At 73.4% G+C, this 13,958-nt stretch carries 13 protein-coding genes and 2 tRNA genes; 5 read left to right on the forward strand and 10 right to left on the reverse strand.

Features of this window, described 5'->3' with window-relative positions:
• Positions 1-40: 40 nt before the first annotated feature.
• Entirely contained in the window at positions 41-862 is an 822-nt protein-coding gene (locus QSK45_RS13300; RefSeq protein WP_285556426.1) for a YceI family protein, read from the forward strand.
• Positions 863-959: 97 nt separating this feature from the next.
• On the opposite strand, the gene QSK45_RS13305 is transcribed toward QSK45_RS13300, so the two are convergent.
• Positions 960-1,700 carry a GAF and ANTAR domain-containing protein gene (locus QSK45_RS13305; RefSeq protein WP_395483283.1) on the reverse strand — a complete coding sequence of 247 codons (741 nt, stop codon included), beginning with the start codon at positions 1,698-1,700 and terminating at the stop codon, positions 960-962.
• A gap of 196 nt (positions 1,701-1,896) precedes the next feature.
• On the opposite strand from QSK45_RS13305, the gene QSK45_RS13310 reads away from it, so the two are divergent.
• Positions 1,897-2,367, forward strand: coding sequence for a PPOX class F420-dependent oxidoreductase (locus tag QSK45_RS13310; protein WP_285556429.1), 471 nt, complete (start codon positions 1,897-1,899; stop codon positions 2,365-2,367).
• Between the two features lie 33 nt (positions 2,368-2,400).
• On the opposite strand, the gene QSK45_RS13315 is transcribed toward QSK45_RS13310, so the two are convergent.
• The 6 genes from QSK45_RS13315 to QSK45_RS13340 all read right to left on the reverse strand — a co-directional run bounded on the left by QSK45_RS13315 (position 2,401) and on the right by QSK45_RS13340 (position 10,270).
• Complete coding sequence (locus tag QSK45_RS13315; RefSeq protein WP_285556431.1) at positions 2,401-3,156, reverse strand: TetR/AcrR family transcriptional regulator; 756 nt, start codon at positions 3,154-3,156, stop codon at positions 2,401-2,403.
• A gap of 146 nt (positions 3,157-3,302) precedes the next feature.
• The gene (locus tag QSK45_RS13320) at positions 3,303-5,525 is read right to left on the reverse strand and encodes an ArnT family glycosyltransferase (RefSeq protein WP_285556433.1); all 2,223 of its coding nucleotides are present in this window, start codon (positions 5,523-5,525) and stop codon (positions 3,303-3,305) included.
• Positions 5,522-6,811, reverse strand: a complete 1,290-nt coding sequence (locus tag QSK45_RS13325) for a bifunctional glycosyltransferase family 2/GtrA family protein (RefSeq protein WP_285556435.1) — start codon at positions 6,809-6,811, stop codon at positions 5,522-5,524. The genes QSK45_RS13320 and QSK45_RS13325 overlap by 4 nt, the downstream gene beginning before the upstream one ends.
• A gap of 14 nt (positions 6,812-6,825) precedes the next feature.
• A complete protein-coding gene (locus QSK45_RS13330) occupies positions 6,826-8,559 on the reverse strand; it encodes a sensor histidine kinase (RefSeq protein WP_285556436.1) in 1,734 nt (577 codons plus the stop codon).
• Positions 8,559-9,296, reverse strand: coding sequence for a response regulator transcription factor (locus QSK45_RS13335; protein ID WP_285556438.1), 738 nt, complete (start codon positions 9,294-9,296; stop codon positions 8,559-8,561). The genes QSK45_RS13330 and QSK45_RS13335 overlap by 1 nt, the downstream gene beginning before the upstream one ends.
• Before the next feature lie 101 nt (positions 9,297-9,397).
• On the reverse strand, positions 9,398-10,270 hold the full coding sequence (locus tag QSK45_RS13340; protein WP_285556440.1) for a DUF2797 domain-containing protein: 873 nt from the start codon (positions 10,268-10,270) through the stop codon (positions 9,398-9,400).
• 181 nt (positions 10,271-10,451) lie between these two features.
• On the opposite strand from QSK45_RS13340, the gene QSK45_RS13345 reads away from it, so the two are divergent.
• Positions 10,452-11,627 carry an MFS transporter gene (locus QSK45_RS13345; RefSeq protein ID WP_285556441.1) on the forward strand — a complete coding sequence of 392 codons (1,176 nt, stop codon included), beginning with the start codon at positions 10,452-10,454 and terminating at the stop codon, positions 11,625-11,627.
• Positions 11,628-11,670: 43 nt separating this feature from the next.
• On the opposite strand, the gene QSK45_RS13350 is transcribed toward QSK45_RS13345, so the two are convergent.
• A complete protein-coding gene (locus QSK45_RS13350) occupies positions 11,671-12,087 on the reverse strand; it encodes a DUF6234 family protein (RefSeq protein WP_285556442.1) in 417 nt (138 codons plus the stop codon).
• 418 nt (positions 12,088-12,505) lie between these two features.
• Here QSK45_RS13350 and QSK45_RS13355 point away from each other — a divergent pair, with 418 nt between their 5' ends.
• Positions 12,506-12,814, forward strand: a complete 309-nt coding sequence (locus QSK45_RS13355) for a hypothetical protein (RefSeq protein WP_285556444.1) — start codon at positions 12,506-12,508, stop codon at positions 12,812-12,814.
• 111 nt (positions 12,815-12,925) lie between these two features.
• Here the strand turns inward: QSK45_RS13355 and QSK45_RS13360 are convergent.
• Together QSK45_RS13360 and QSK45_RS13365 are read right to left on the reverse strand one after the other, a co-directional pair.
• Positions 12,926-12,998 (reverse strand) — tRNA-Arg (locus tag QSK45_RS13360).
• Between the two features lie 204 nt (positions 12,999-13,202).
• Positions 13,203-13,293 (reverse strand) — tRNA-Ser (locus QSK45_RS13365).
• Between the two features lie 186 nt (positions 13,294-13,479).
• On the opposite strand from QSK45_RS13365, the gene QSK45_RS13370 reads away from it, so the two are divergent.
• Positions 13,480-13,947 carry an SSI family serine proteinase inhibitor gene (locus tag QSK45_RS13370; RefSeq protein ID WP_285556446.1) on the forward strand — a complete coding sequence of 156 codons (468 nt, stop codon included), beginning with the start codon at positions 13,480-13,482 and terminating at the stop codon, positions 13,945-13,947.
• Positions 13,948-13,958 lie beyond the last annotated feature (11 nt).

Raw genomic sequence — 13,958 nt, forward strand, 5'->3', positions numbered from 1 at the left:
CCTACGACCGATTCGCAAGGCCTTGCAGGGAGAAAACGGGATGGGACTGACCGCGAAGATCCGTACGCGGGACGGGTGGGCCGTGTCGCACGCGGTCGTCACGGTGACCGACATGACCGGTACGCAGGTGCTGCGGGCCGAGGCGGACGCCGAGGGGGCCGTACGGGACGCCACCGAGCTGACTCCGGGGGCGTACACCGTGATCGTGACGGCCGTCGGGTACGCGCCGGCCGCGTCCAGCGCGATCGTCACCGCGAGCGGCCGGGCCGAGGTCGGCACCGTGACCCTCGCCCGGCAGGGCGGCACCGAGCTGCCGCCGCCCGGTCCCTGGACGATCGACCCGGCGCACTCCTCGGTCGCGGCGGTCGCCCAGCACCTGGGGATCTCCAGCGTGCACGGCCGGTTCACCGAGTTCGGCGGCACCATCGAGATCGCGCCGGACGACGTCGCCAAGTCCCGGGTGGAGGCGGTGATCAAGGCCGGGTCCATCGACACCGGCAACGGCATGCGCGACACGCACCTGCGCTCCGGTGACTTCCTCGACGTCGAGAACCACCCGGAGATCGCCTACCGCTCCACCGGGCTGACCCAGGCGGGCCCGGACCGCTGGACCGTGCACGGCGAGCTGTCCCTGCACGGCGTGGTGCGCCAGGTGGACCTCGACCTCGCCTACCTCGGCACCGGCGCCGACCCCTGGGGCGGTACCCGCGCCGCCTTCCGCGCCACGGCGGAGCTGCACCGCGAGGACTTCGCGATGAACTACAACCAGGTGCTCCAGGCGGGCATCGCCGCCATCGGCACCACGCTGAAGGTGCAGCTGGACGTCCAGGCGGTGCAGGGCGACAGCCTGCCGGCCGCCTGATCCCCGGACGGAGGGCCCGCCGACCGGATGCCGGTTCGGCGGGCCCTCGTCATGTCACTGCGTCATCGCCGCGTCATGCCGATCCGTATGTCGTGCGCTAGTTGTCCGTCGCGCCCACGATGCGGCGGGCCAGATCGCGGAGCTTGACGTTCTCCCGCTGGGAGGCGCGCACCAGACTCTCGAAGGCCGCCTGTGCGTCGATGTCCAGACGTTCCATCAGGATGCCGGTGGCCTGTCCGATCAGGTCCCGGGTGTGCATGGCCTCCGTCAACTGCTCGCGCACCGTCACGGAGTTCAGGGCGAGGCCCACCTGCACGGTGAACAGCCGGCCGAGCCGCGCGGCCGTCTCGTCGAAGGCGCCGGGTTCGCGGGAGTACGCGGTCAGCACGGTCAGCCGGCGCTTGTCGGCGCGCAGCCGCATCGACAGCACCGAGCGCAGCTCCTGGGGTTCGCCGTCCGTACCGCCGCTGTCCGCGACCCGCACCACCGGCGAGGTCCACAGCCGCTCCCAGTGCGGCAGGTCGGGGGTGCCGGCCTCGCGCACGAGGTCATCGCTCCAGGCCACCGTGCGCAGCGACTCCCCGCGCTCGATCTCGCAGACCCCGGCGTGCTCGGCGCCGGGCAGCAGATGCACCGCGAGCCGGACCGCCGCGTCCAGCGTGGCACCCGGGGTGGCACTCTCGTGCAGCTCGCGGGCCGCCGCCGTCAGGGCCTCGGCCAGGTCGAGACCGCCCGGGGAACGGGTCACCTCGAAGACGTCGTACGCGGAGAAGTCGTACGCGGAAAAGTCAGGCGTGGAAAAGTCGGACGCGGCCACCACGAACCTCTCGGATGACATGACCGTACGGCCATGCGCAGGAGAGCTCCGCAGCACATTCCCGACTGCGAGCACAGGACATCAGAACTTTAGCTGCTCCATTGCGGTGAAGTGACCTCCCGCCGGCGCCCGCGCACCCCGCCCGGACCCCCGGCGCGCCATGCCTGTGCCCAGCAGGGTCAGGCTGGATCGGCGGTCCGCGCCCTAGGCTGCGACCATGGCACCGAACATCGCGACGAACACCCGTGTCTCCCTGGACGAGCTGCTGGACTTCGTACGGCCCCGCCACCGCGCGCTGCTGATCACCCGCCGCGCCGACGGCTCCCCGCAGGCCTCCCCGCTGACCTGCGGGGTCGACGACTCGGGACGGATCGTGGTCTCGACCTACCCGGAGCGGGCCAAGACCCGCAACGCCAAGCGGGATCCGCGGGTGAGCGTGCTCGTGCTCAGCGACGACTGGAACGGCCCCTGGGTGCAGGTCGACGGCACCGCCGAGGTCGTCGACAGCCCCGACTCGGTGGAGCCGCTGGTCGAGTACTACCGCAACATCGCGGGGGAGCACCCCGACTGGGACGAGTACCGGGCGGCCATGCGCAAGCAGGGCAAGTCGATCATCCGGGTGACGCCTGAGCGGTGGGGTCCGGTGGCGACCGGCGGATTCCCGGCGCGGCTGGTCGGCGGGGAGTGACGAGCCTTCGGGGCCGGGCGCCCGACGGGCCGGTCAGCCCCGTTCGACCATCGCCTCGATCCCCGCGATCAGCAGGTCCAGGGCGAAGGTGAAGTCACGGCCCATCAGCTCGGCGACGGTGCCCCGGCCGCGGGCGTCCATGATCTGCCTGGACTCCTGGACGAATTCCGCGGTGTGGGGGTCCTCGCGGACCAGGTTCACCGCCTGCTGGTAGTAGTCGTCCGGGGTCAGCCCGGAGTCCGCGATCCGGCACATGAACTGGGCCTCGATCGTGCCGAACCCGTACACGAACTGGAAGACCGCCGAGATCGCGCCCCTCACCCGGTGCGGGGGCAGCCCGGAGCGGGCGAGGGTGCGCTGCACGCTGCGGGAGAAGTCCAGCGAGTGCGGGCCGATGTTCAGGTACTGGCCGGCCAGCCGGGACAGCCAGGGGTGGCGCACCAGCAGGCCCCGGTACTCGGCGGCCAGTGCCCGCAGCCGCTCCCGCCAGTCGGTGCCGTCGTCCTCGGCCGGCAGGCGCAGTTCGCCGTAGGCGGCGTCCAGGGCGAGTTCGAGCAGGTCGTCCTTGGTGTCGACGTACCAGTACAGGGACATCGCGGTGACGTTCAGCTCCGCGGCGAGGCGGCGCATGGAGAACTTCGCGAGGCCCTCGGCGTCGAGCAGTCGTACCGACGCGGCGGTGATCCGCTCCCGGTCGAGGCCGGAGGGCTGGCCGCCACGCCCGCCGCGCCGGGGCTCCTCCTGAAGCCACACGCTGTCCCGCGCCGACCGCCCCGCCGTCTTCGCCACCGGCGCACCTTCCTCTGTCTCCGGCCGCACGAGGCCGCCGCCCAGGATGCCAGGAGTCGGCCGGTGCGGGGGGCACGGGCCCGCATCCCTGTGCCGTTACCCACATCCCCCGGCACTTAGACGCGGACCCGCTCCGCCGTTCTCCCTCAGCCGTCGGCGCGCCGGGTGAGGTCGTAGAAGGTGGCCGAGCCCACGGTCACCTTCTCGAAGGTGCTCTGGACCCAGGAGCTGATCCGCGAGCCGGTGCCGCTGCCGCGGCCGGGTCCGCCGCCCTCGGTGCCGCCGCCCATGCCACCTCCCATGCCGCCGGCGATGAAGTAGTGGACGCGGCCCTGCGCCACGTACTGCTTGAACTGCGCGAGCGTCGGCGAAGGGTCGGTTCCGTTGAAGCCGCCGATCGCCATCACCGGGTCCCCGGTGGCGAGTTGGTAGCTCGCCGCGTTCTGCGAGCCGATGGAAGCGGCGACCCAGGTGTACCGGGACGCGTCCTTCTCCAGCAGCGCCTTGGCGGCCGATCCGACGTCCGCGCCGTCCAGCAGACCGCCCATGCCGCCGGCACCGCGGCCGCCCTCGCCGGTGGGGACACCGCCCGGGAAACCGCCGCCGAGGTCACCGCCGGGGGCCGGGAAGCCGTTGCCGTTCCGCTGTCCGGGCGTGCCCTGCTGACCCGGCACGCCCTGCTGACCCGGTCCGCCCTGCTGGTTCTGCTGTCCCTGCCGATTCCCCTGGCCCGGCACGCGCCCGCCGCCGAAGCCGCCCGGCGCGCCGCCGGGTCCGCCGCCCGGACCCCGGCCGCCGCCGAAGCCCATCATGCTCGCGCCCGCCGGGCCCGCCGTCGGGATGGAGCCCTTGTGCGCGGAGTCCACCGTGCTCAGGGTGTAGGCGGTCGGCCCGGCCAGCGCGGCGACGAGGGCCAGCGCCGCCGCGGCGAGGGCGAGGGACCGCGTGACGTGCCCGGCGAAGATCAGGCCGAGGGCCGCCACCAGCCCGCCCACCAGGACCAGCCACTTCAGCCAGGGCAGATAGGTGGGCGTGCGGTCGAGCAGCACGCAGCCCCAGGCCGCGGCGGCCACCACGGACGCGGCGAGCGCGAGCGCCGCCCACGCCCGCCGGCGCCGCTCCCACAGCAGCCCGGCGCCCATGCCGACGACGGCGGCCAGATAGGGGGCGAGGGCCACGGTGTAGTACTGGTGGAAGATGCCCGCCATGTAGCTGAACACCGCCATGGTCACGAGCAGGGACCCGCCCCAGACCAGGAACGAGGAGCGGGTGACCGACGTGCGCCCGCGCCTCCGGGTCGCCAGCAGACCCGCGGCCAGCAGGATCAGCGCGGTGGGCAGCAGCCAGGAGATCTGGCCGCCGATCTCGGAGTCGAACATCCGGTCCCAGCCGGTCTCCCCCCACATCCCGCCGCCGGCGCCTCCGCCGGGGCCCCCGCCTCCGCCGACGCTGCCGGTCTCGTCGCCGCTGAGCCGCCCGAACCCGTTGTAGCCGAAGGTCAGTTCCAGGAAGCTGTTGTGCTGCGAGCCACCGATGTAGGGGCGGGACGAGGCCGGCCACAGCTCGACGATCGCGACCCACCAGCCACCGGACACGACCAACGCCAGGGTGGCGGCGGCCAGTTGGCCGAGGCGCCTGCGCAGCGGCACCGGCGCGCACACGGCGTACACCGTGGCGAGCGCAGGCAGGATCAGGAACGCCTGGAGCGTCTTGGCGAGGAACGCGAGGCCGATCGCGGCCCCGGCCCACACCAGCCACCTGGTCCGGCCGTCCTCCAGTGCCCGCACGACGAGGTAGCAGGCCACGGACATCAGCAGGGCGAGCAGCGCGTCCGGGTTGTCGAACCGGAACATCAGTGCCGCGACCGGGGTGAGCGCGAGCACCGCGCCCGCGATCAGACCCGCGGCGGGGCTGAACCGGCGGCGCACGGCGGCGTACACGACGGCCACGGTCGCCACGCCCATCAGCGCCTCGGGCGCCAGGATCGCCCAGGAGTTCAGGCCGAAGATCCGCACCGACAGCTCCATCGGCCACAGCGCGGCCGGGGGCTTGTCGACGGTGATGGCGTTGCCCGCGTCCAGCGACCCGAAGAAGAGCGCCTTCCAGGACGTGCTGCCCGCCTGGACGGCCGCCGAGTAGAAGGAGTTGGCGTAGCCGGAGGCGCTGAGGTCGTAGAGGTAGAGCAGCAGGGTGGCGGCGAGCAGCCCGAGGAAGGCGGGGCGCGCCCAGCGGGGGTCCTCGGGGCGGCCGCGCCACAGCCGGTGCGGGAGGGACGGCCGCCGGGTCGCGGGGGCCGGGGGCGGTGCCCACCCGGTCGTGCCGCCCGGCCCCTCGTTCGCGTCGAGCGGGCGGTCGTAGGAGGTGCTCATCGGGACCCTTCCGGGGTGTCGGTGCCGTACGGTCCCCGCGGGTCCGGGAACACCCAGGCGCGGAAGAGCAGGAACCGCAGTACGGTCGCGGCGAGGTTGGCGGTGACGAGGACCGCCAGCTCGGTGGAGTGCGCGGGGTGGCCGCCGGCCGCGTCGAGAGCGGCCAGGGAACCGCTGGTCAGGGCGAGTCCGATGGCGAAGACCACCAGGCCCTGCGCCTGGTGGCGGACCGCGCCGCCCCGGCCGCGCACCCCGAAGGTCAGCCGGCGGTTGGCGGCCGTGTTGGCGACGGCCGAGACCAGCAGCGCGAGGCCGTTGGCCGACTGCGGCCCGCAGAACTGCCGGAAGCCGCTGTAGAGCAGCAGATAGAAGAGGGTCGACAGGACCCCGACCACGCAGAAGCCGACCAGCTGGCGGGCAAGTCCCCCGGGGACGCCGGTCAGTTCGCGGTCGCGCGGATCGTCGCCGAAGGGCCGGGCGAGCCGGTCCAGCGGCAGCGAACCGGTGGCGAGCGCCCGGCCGATCCGCCACACGCCCTTGAGGTCGTCGGTCGCGGTGCGCACGATGTGCACGGTGGAGTCGGGGTCGTCCACCCAGTCGACCGGCACCTCGTGGATCCTGAGCCCGGCCCGCTCGGCGAGGACCAGCATCTCGGTGTCGAAGAACCAGCCGGTGTCCTCCACCAGCGGCAGCAGCACCCGGGCCACGTCCCCCCGTATGGCCTTGAACCCGCACTGCGCGTCCGAGAAGCGGGCCTTGAGCGAGCCGCGCAGGATCAGGTTGTACGCCCGGCTGATCAGCTCCCGCCTGGGGCCGCGCACGACCCGGGAGGAGCGGGCCAGCCGGGAGCCGATCGCGAGATCCGAGTGTCCGGAGATCAACGGCGCGACCAGCGGCAGGAGGGCGTTGAGGTCGGTGGACAGATCGACGTCCATATAGGCGAGGACCGGCGCCTTCGAGGCGGACCACACGGTCCGCAGCGCACGCCCGCGGCCCTTCTGCTCCAGGCGTACGACGCCCACCCCGGGCAGCTCGGCCGCCAGCCCGGCCGCGACCAGCGGGGTGGTGTCCGTGGAGGCGTTGTCCGCGATCGTGATGCGGAAGGCGTAGGGGAAGGTGCGCGTCAGATGCTCGTGCAGCCGGCGGACGCACGGCTGGAGGTCCTGCTCCTCGTTGTAGACGGGGATCACCACGTCCAGGACGGCCGCACCGGCGGCCGAGGCCGGCAGGTGCTCCCGGGCCGGCAGCGCCCCCGGGGGCGAGTCGTGAGAAGGGTCGGTTCGCATGGAACCAACTCTGGTCAGGCGCCCTGTCGCGTCGGTGTGGTGGCGCTGTGGGAGGGCTGTGAGTGCGGGGCGGCGGGAACGGAGGGGGACGCGGCGGCGGGTACGGCGGGGCCGGAGAGCGGCTCGGCGGCGGAGCCGGCCGGACCTGCGGGATCGGCGGAACCGGCGGGGCGGGGGCAGGGCTCGGTAGCGGGTCCCGCGGCCGGTCGGGGGGCCGATGGGGGGACCGGTCGGGGGGCGAGTGCGGGCAGGCGCACGGTGAACACGGTCCGTCCGGGGACGCTCTCCACGCTCACCGCGCCGTGGTGCGCCGCCGCGACGGCCCGCACGATGGCGAGCCCGAGCCCGGTCGATCCGGTGGCCCGCGACCGGGCCGAGTCCCCTCGGGCGAACCGCTCGAAGACGTGCGGCAGCAACGTGCCCGGGATTCCCGGACCGTCGTCCTCGACGTCCACGTACAGCCACGGCCCCTGCCGGCGCACCCGCGCGGTGACGGTCGTACCGGGCGGGGTGTGGCGCTGGGCGTTGGCCAGCAGGTTGACCAGGACCTGCTGGAGCCGGGCGGCGTCCGCGCAGACCGGGGCGGGTTCGTCGGGCAGGGCGAGCCGCCAGTCGTGGTCACGGCCGGCCGCGCGGGCGTCGCTGACGGCGTCCACGACGAGCGGGACCAGATCGGTCGGGGCGAACTCCAGCGGCCGGCCGGCGTCCAGGCGGGCGAGCAGCAGCAGGTCCTCCACCAGCAGGGTCATCCGTGCGGCCTCGGACTCGATCCGCCCGAGGGCGTGCCGGGTGTCGGGACCGACCTGTTCGTGGCCGCGCCGGGTCAGCTCGGCGTAGCCGCGGATGGAGGAGAGGGGGGTGCGCAGTTCATGGCTGGCGTCGGCGACGAACCGTCGTACCCGCGTCTCGCTCTGCTGCCGCGCCTCCAGTGCGCCGCGGACATGGTCGAGCATCCGGTTCAGCGCGGCGCCGACCTGTCCGACCTCGGTGTGCGGATCGCACTCGGCGTCCGGGACGCGTTCGCTGAGGTTCACCTCGCCGGTGTGCAGCGTCAGTTCGGAGACGCGGGTGGCGGTGGCGGCGACCCTGCGCAACGGGCGGGTGGCCACGCCGACGATGACGGTTCCGGCGAGGCAGGCGGCGAGCAGTCCGGCGGCGGTGACACAGACCTCGACGAGGATCAGGGTGTTGACGATGCCGTCGGTGTCCTCGGTCGGGATGCCCACGTAGAAGGAGCCGTTGGGCCCGGTGACGTACTGGGCGCGGTAGCTGCCGAGGCCGGGGAGGCCGAGGGTGTGCGCGCGGCTGTCGGCGGGCACGCCGCCGAGGGCGGCGAGCTGGGCCCGGTCCAGGTCCTGGGCGCTCGTGTACGGCGCGGCCCCCGACTTGCGGCCCACCTTGCCCTCGGTGGCGGTGCCGTCGCGCACCTCGGCCACGACCGTGTACTGCGGCTGCGGGCCGAAGGCGACGAACTGGTCCAGTTCGATGCCCGTGGGCGCCTGTACGCCGCCGGGCGCGCCGGGTCTCCGGTCCGGTCCCGGCGGGGCGAAGGCGCCGGAGGCGCGCTTGCCGACCTCGTCCAGCCGGCCGTCGAGCTGGTCGTACAGATGCGAGCGCAGGGCCAGGGTGGTCACCGTGCCGATCACCGCGCAGACGACGGCGATGAGCACGACGGAGACGACGACGAGGCGGGTGCGCAGGGTGCGGTGCGAGCGGGCGGAGCGGGACGGCCGAAGGGGACCGGTCATCACACGGCGGGCTTGATCAGGTATCCGGCGCCGCGCCGGGTGTGGATCATGGGATCGCGACCGGCGTCGATCTTCCGGCGCAGGTAGGAGATGTACAGCTCGACCACGTTGGCCTGGCCGCCGAAGTCGTACGACCACACGCGGTCCAGGATCTGTGCCTTGCTGAGCACGCGCCGCGGGTTGCGCATGAGGAAGCGCAGCAGCTCGAACTCCGTGGCGGTGAGGTGGATGGAGTCGCCGCCCCGGGTAACCTCGTGGCTGTCCTCGTCCAGGGTGAGGTCGCCCACGACGAGCACGGACTCCGAGCGCCGGTCGGCCGCCCCGGACCTGCGGATCAGCCCGCGCAGCCGGGCGACGACCTCCTCCAGGCTGAACGGCTTGGTGACGTAGTCGTCGCCGCCCGCGGTGAGCCCGGCGATACGGTCCTCCACCGCGTCCTTGGCGGTCAGGAACAGCACGGGCACGTCCGGCAGTTCACGGCGCAGTCGCCCGAGCACGGCGAGCCCGTCCATGTCCGGCAGCATCATGTCGAGGACGACGGCGTCGGGCCGGAACTCGCGGGCCGTCTGCAGGGCTCCCTGGCCGTCCGTCGCGCTTCTGATCTGCCAGCCCTCGTAGCGAAGGGCCATGCTCAGCAGTTCGGTGATCGACGTCTCGTCGTCGACCACCAGCACGCGGACCGGGCTCCCGTCCGGCCTCAGCAGTTCGGTGCGCCCCTGGGGCGAGGTCGTGGTCATGGCGGCCACCCTGTCGGGGCCCTCTGAGAGGAGTGTTTCACCAGTCTTGGTTTTTCCTGAGAAACACACAGCCACCACTCAGACAACGCCTGGGTGGCTCCTCAGAACAGTCCCTCCTGCTCCCGGACGAACTCCCTTACGGGGAAGGTCGGTCCGCCCCCCTCCCCCGCCGAGGGCACGATCGCCCACCCCCGCATCAGCCGGGTGTCGAGCACGACGGTCCCCCGCCCGCCGACGGCCAGATGGAGATCGGGCCCGGCCGCCGCGACCAGTTCCCCGCTCACGGCACCACCGGGGACGAGTTCGACCACCTCGCCGCAGGCGGCCGGCGTTCCGCCGAGCCCGAAGGCCCGTACGTGGTCGACGACTTCGCAGGAATCGGCGCGCAGCGACTCCGGCCACCGGGCGAGCGCGACGGCCCGCCGGTGCAGCTCCCGGACCTCGGCCGCCCGCTCCCCCTCCGTCCGCGGCAGCCGCCCCCGCACCGCCCGCTTCCCGGCGTACGGAATCCGGTCCGGCACCCCCAGGGCGGCCCGCAGCATCTCCTCCGTACGCCGGGCCGCCATCAGGGGCCCGGTCCCGAGCCAGCTGAAACAGACCGCCCCCTGCTCCAGCAACCGCGCCGACCCCCGCTCCACGGCCGTGATCCCGACCTTGACCATGCCGGGCCCGAACCAGGCGAGGTACACCCGGTACGGCCGGGGGTCGTCGGCGATCGTGTCGGCGGCCACGGAGTGCGCCCGGTCGAGCCGCGCGCACTCCTCGCACCGAGCCCCCGTGCTCCGCCCGGCCACCACCACCTGCCCCGGGCAGGCGTGCCCCCGCGCCCCCACGCACGTCCGCCGGCCGCCTTCCGGCACCCCGAAGGAGATCCTCTTCCCCCACGCGAGCGCGCTGCCCCGCCCGCCGTCCCACTCCAGGAGGGGGCCGTCGGCGGACCAGCGAAGCCCGGAGCATCTCCACGTCTGTGCCATCACTCGTGAGGGTAGGGGGTGCGTCTGACAACGCCCCGGGGAGACCGCGCCGGGCGTACGGCGGGCGCGGCCCCGCGGGGGTGCCGACCCGCCCTCCCTCGGGGCCGGAAATTCCGAGCGCCGCCGACGGGGCGCGGGATACCCTCCCCCGTCATCTCCGCGAGCGTGGGAGGAGCCGGCGTTGTCAGGCCGTTCAGCCGCCTGCCCCAGCGGGTTCGTCAGGCTTCTCCTCGCCCTGTCCGCCTCGGAGTTCGGGGACAGGCTGGTGCAGGTGGCGTACGCCCTGATCGCGGTGCGGGCGGGATCGACGACGTTCCTGGCCGCCGTGCTGGCCGCGCAGACCGTCCCGGTCCTGGCGCTGACGCCGCTCGTCGGTTCCCGGGGATGGCTCCGGTCACGGACGGCGTGGCGGGCGGGCCTCGTCGGGCAGGTGGTGGCGTTCGCGGTCGCGGCGTTGCTGGCCGACCACCGGGCCGTCGTCCTGGCCGCTGTCCTCGTCGCCGCGTCCTGCGAAGCCCTGACGATGCCGTTCTCCCGCTCGCTCCTGCACGCGCTGAGCGACGGGCGGCAGGCCGAACTGGCCAAGTGGTGGAGCGTGTCGAAGGCGGGGGCCGGTGCCGCGGGCATGGCGCTGGCGGGGGTGGTGGTGGCCGTGTCCGGCACGGCGTCGGCCTTCGCGCTGGACGCTCTCACCTTCCTGCTGGTGCTGGCCGTGGCCTGGTCGCCGCGGACCCCGGCGGACGGCGGGGCGGGACGTCGTCGCGCCACCGCAGGATTCCGCCTGCTGGTGGCCCCCGGCGCGTTCGGCGCGTTCGGTCTGCTCTGCCTGACCGTCATGCTGCTCACCACCAGCCTGGAGGGCGTCTCGGGGCCCTTCATGCTGGCCCGGACGCCCGGTTACGACGCGGACGGGCTCGGCGCGGTGATGGCCTGCTGGGCCGTGGCGTCCATGATCGCGGCGGCGGCGACCCCGAAGCGCGTCACCGGCATCCGCGCGCTCCTTCCCGTGTCCAGCGTCCTGGTGGCCCTCGCGATCGGCCTGCCCAGCCTCGGCCTCCCCTTCTGGTCCGCCGCCGCCACCTTCGCCCTGGGCGGCATCGGCAACGGCGTCTTCAACCTCCTCCTCACCCGCGTCATCTGGTCCGGCGTCCCGTCCGAGGGCCAGCCCCACGCCTGGGCCGCCTTCAACTGGATCCTGAACGCCTCCCTGTTCCTGAGCTTCTCCGTGGGCCTCTTCCTCCGCCCCCAGCACGCCCCGACGCTGCTGGCGTGCGCCGCGGGCGGCTGCCTGCTCGCCGGCAGCGCCCACCTGTCGGCGCTCGCACGGGCACCGAAGGCGGCACGGGCGATCGCCTGAGCCGGCCTCGTGCGACCCCGCACGACCGGGGACGTCCCCGGCCTCAGCCGCCGCCCCCGCAGCCCGACGCCGCCGGCCTGTCACGGCACAGCTGATCCTGGTGCGACTGCGCCGCGGCACCGCCGAAGATGACGACGCAGGCCAGGACGGCCATGACGGTCTGCGTGACCACCGTCACGACGGCCCCGGCCCGCGCGGCGACCACGGCCGCCACGACGGCGAGGACTCCGACTCCGCCGACGGCGACCAGGTACTTCCACAACGGATCGGCCGCGGGGGTCCCGGCCGGGTCGAGGTCGAACCCGGACAGGAACCAGAGCCCGAGGACGACCACCAGGGCGAGCGACTCCAGGAGCAGCAGACCGCACCCGGCCCCGATGTCGGCGCCCGGGTCGGCACGGGGACGGCGCCCCGGCCCGGTGGTCGCGTCGAAGGCCGGCGGAGCGACGGGCAGGTCCATACCGGCACCCTGCCCGCGCGGGCAGGTCAGCCGCATGAGTACGGCTACTCACCCCGCCCCGGCGGCGGGCGCCGGCACCGTCGCGATCCCGCCCGCGCCCCCGCCGGTCACCGGCCTCTACGAGACTCCCGCGCAGGCAGCCGGAAGGTACTGTGACGAGCCCACCCTCGTCACGTCGGCCGGTACCTCCGGGAGTCGGGTACTGATGGCAATCACACGGCGCATCGTCCGCCTGGCCACGTGCGTGCTCGTCGCCGCTCTGGGAGCGGCCGGCTGCGGCCCCGGTCATCACGACGGCGCCTCCGCGACCCGCCCCGCCCGGGGCGCTGCGCCGCCGTCGCCCCCACCGCCGGCCGGCGCGACCCCCGATCCTCGGGGCCCTTCCGTAGACAAGGCCCCGGCCATCAGCGCGGACGGTATGACGCCACTGGTCCGCGACACCGCGGTCACGGGCGATGTCGTCTATCCGATCCCGGGCGGGATCAGGGCGGGCGAGACCCTGGCGATCGCCGTCGACTGCCAGGGTCCGGGCCGCCTCACCGTCCGGGTGCAGCCGGCCGGCGTCTCCTTTCGGCTGCTGTGCGAAAAGGGCAGGGTCCTGCCGACGCTGAACGAGATCGCCATGTCCGAGAACCGCTCCAGCAGCTCGCTGCGCTTCACTTCCGGGCCCGGCACGACCTGGTCGTTCGCGGCCGGCTGGGATCCGAATCCGCCCAAGCGGCGGTAGGCCGGGTCCGCGGCCCGCGACTTCGGCCGATCGGGAGCCCCGGCCGGCATTCGCCCTGCGATCCCCGGAAACGCCAGAGGCCCCGGATCTCTCCGGGGCCTCTGTTCCGTGTGCACTCGGCAGGATTCGAACCTGCAACCTTCTGATCCGTAGTCAGATGCTCTATCCGTTAAGCTACGAGTGCTTGTTCTTTTGTTCTTGTCTCCGTTTCCGTTCCTTTCGGCCCGTCCCGGCGACAGGAAGAACATTACATGACTGCCGCCGTCATGTGAAATCCGATTGGCACACCCCTTCTGACCTGCGAAAACGTTCAGGAGGGGGTGGGGGTGACGGAGCGGGGGAGGGAACGACGAAGCCCCGGTCACGGGGACCGGGGCTTCGGTTGGGGCGGAGGCGGAGGGATTTGAACCCTCGATGGGCTTTAAGGCCCAAACCGCATTAGCAGTGCGGCGCCATAGACCGGACTAGGCGACGCCTCCAGCACAACCGCTCACGCGAGCGCGCGAATGGTGCGTGCAGATGATGACACAGCCGAGTGCGGCGTCACCAATCGCCCCCCACGGTACTAGGCAGTCGGGCCGCAGGGCAAAGGGCTTCTTCGGCGGGGTGGCGTTTTCCGGGGGAACGTGCCGCAACGTCCGCGGAGGTCGGGCGTTGAGGAGTGCATGGATCCTGTTCTCTCGGGCCGCGCCGGCCGCCCGCGCCGCACCGGTCGCGTCGTCTCAGCCGTCGTCTCCGCCGTCGCCGTAGCCGTCGCCGCACCCCTGATCGCCGCCCCCGCCGCCTTCGGCCAGGGGCACGGGCGCGGCAGTGATCACCTCACCGTCGTCGTACGGCATGCCGGGGCCGGGCGGGACGGCACGTACGAGCTGTTCTGTCATCCCGGCGGCGGGCGTCACCCGGACGTGGAAGGGGCCTGTCGCGGGCTTGACGCGCAGACGCGGTGGGGGCGGGACCTCTTCGCGCCGGTGCCGCCCGGCAGCGTCTGCAGCATGATCTCCGGCGGGCCGGCCACCGCGCGGGTCACCGGTACCTGGGCGGGACGGCCGGTCGACGCGTCGTACGACCGGAACGACGGGTGCGAGATCGCGCGGTGGGACCGGATGGTGCCGCTCCTGCCGAAGATCGGGTAGGCCCGGCCGGA

It is taken from the genome of Streptomyces hygroscopicus subsp. hygroscopicus, from assembly GCF_030269125.1.
Lineage (GTDB): Bacteria > Actinomycetota > Actinomycetes > Streptomycetales > Streptomycetaceae > Streptomyces > Streptomyces hygroscopicus_C.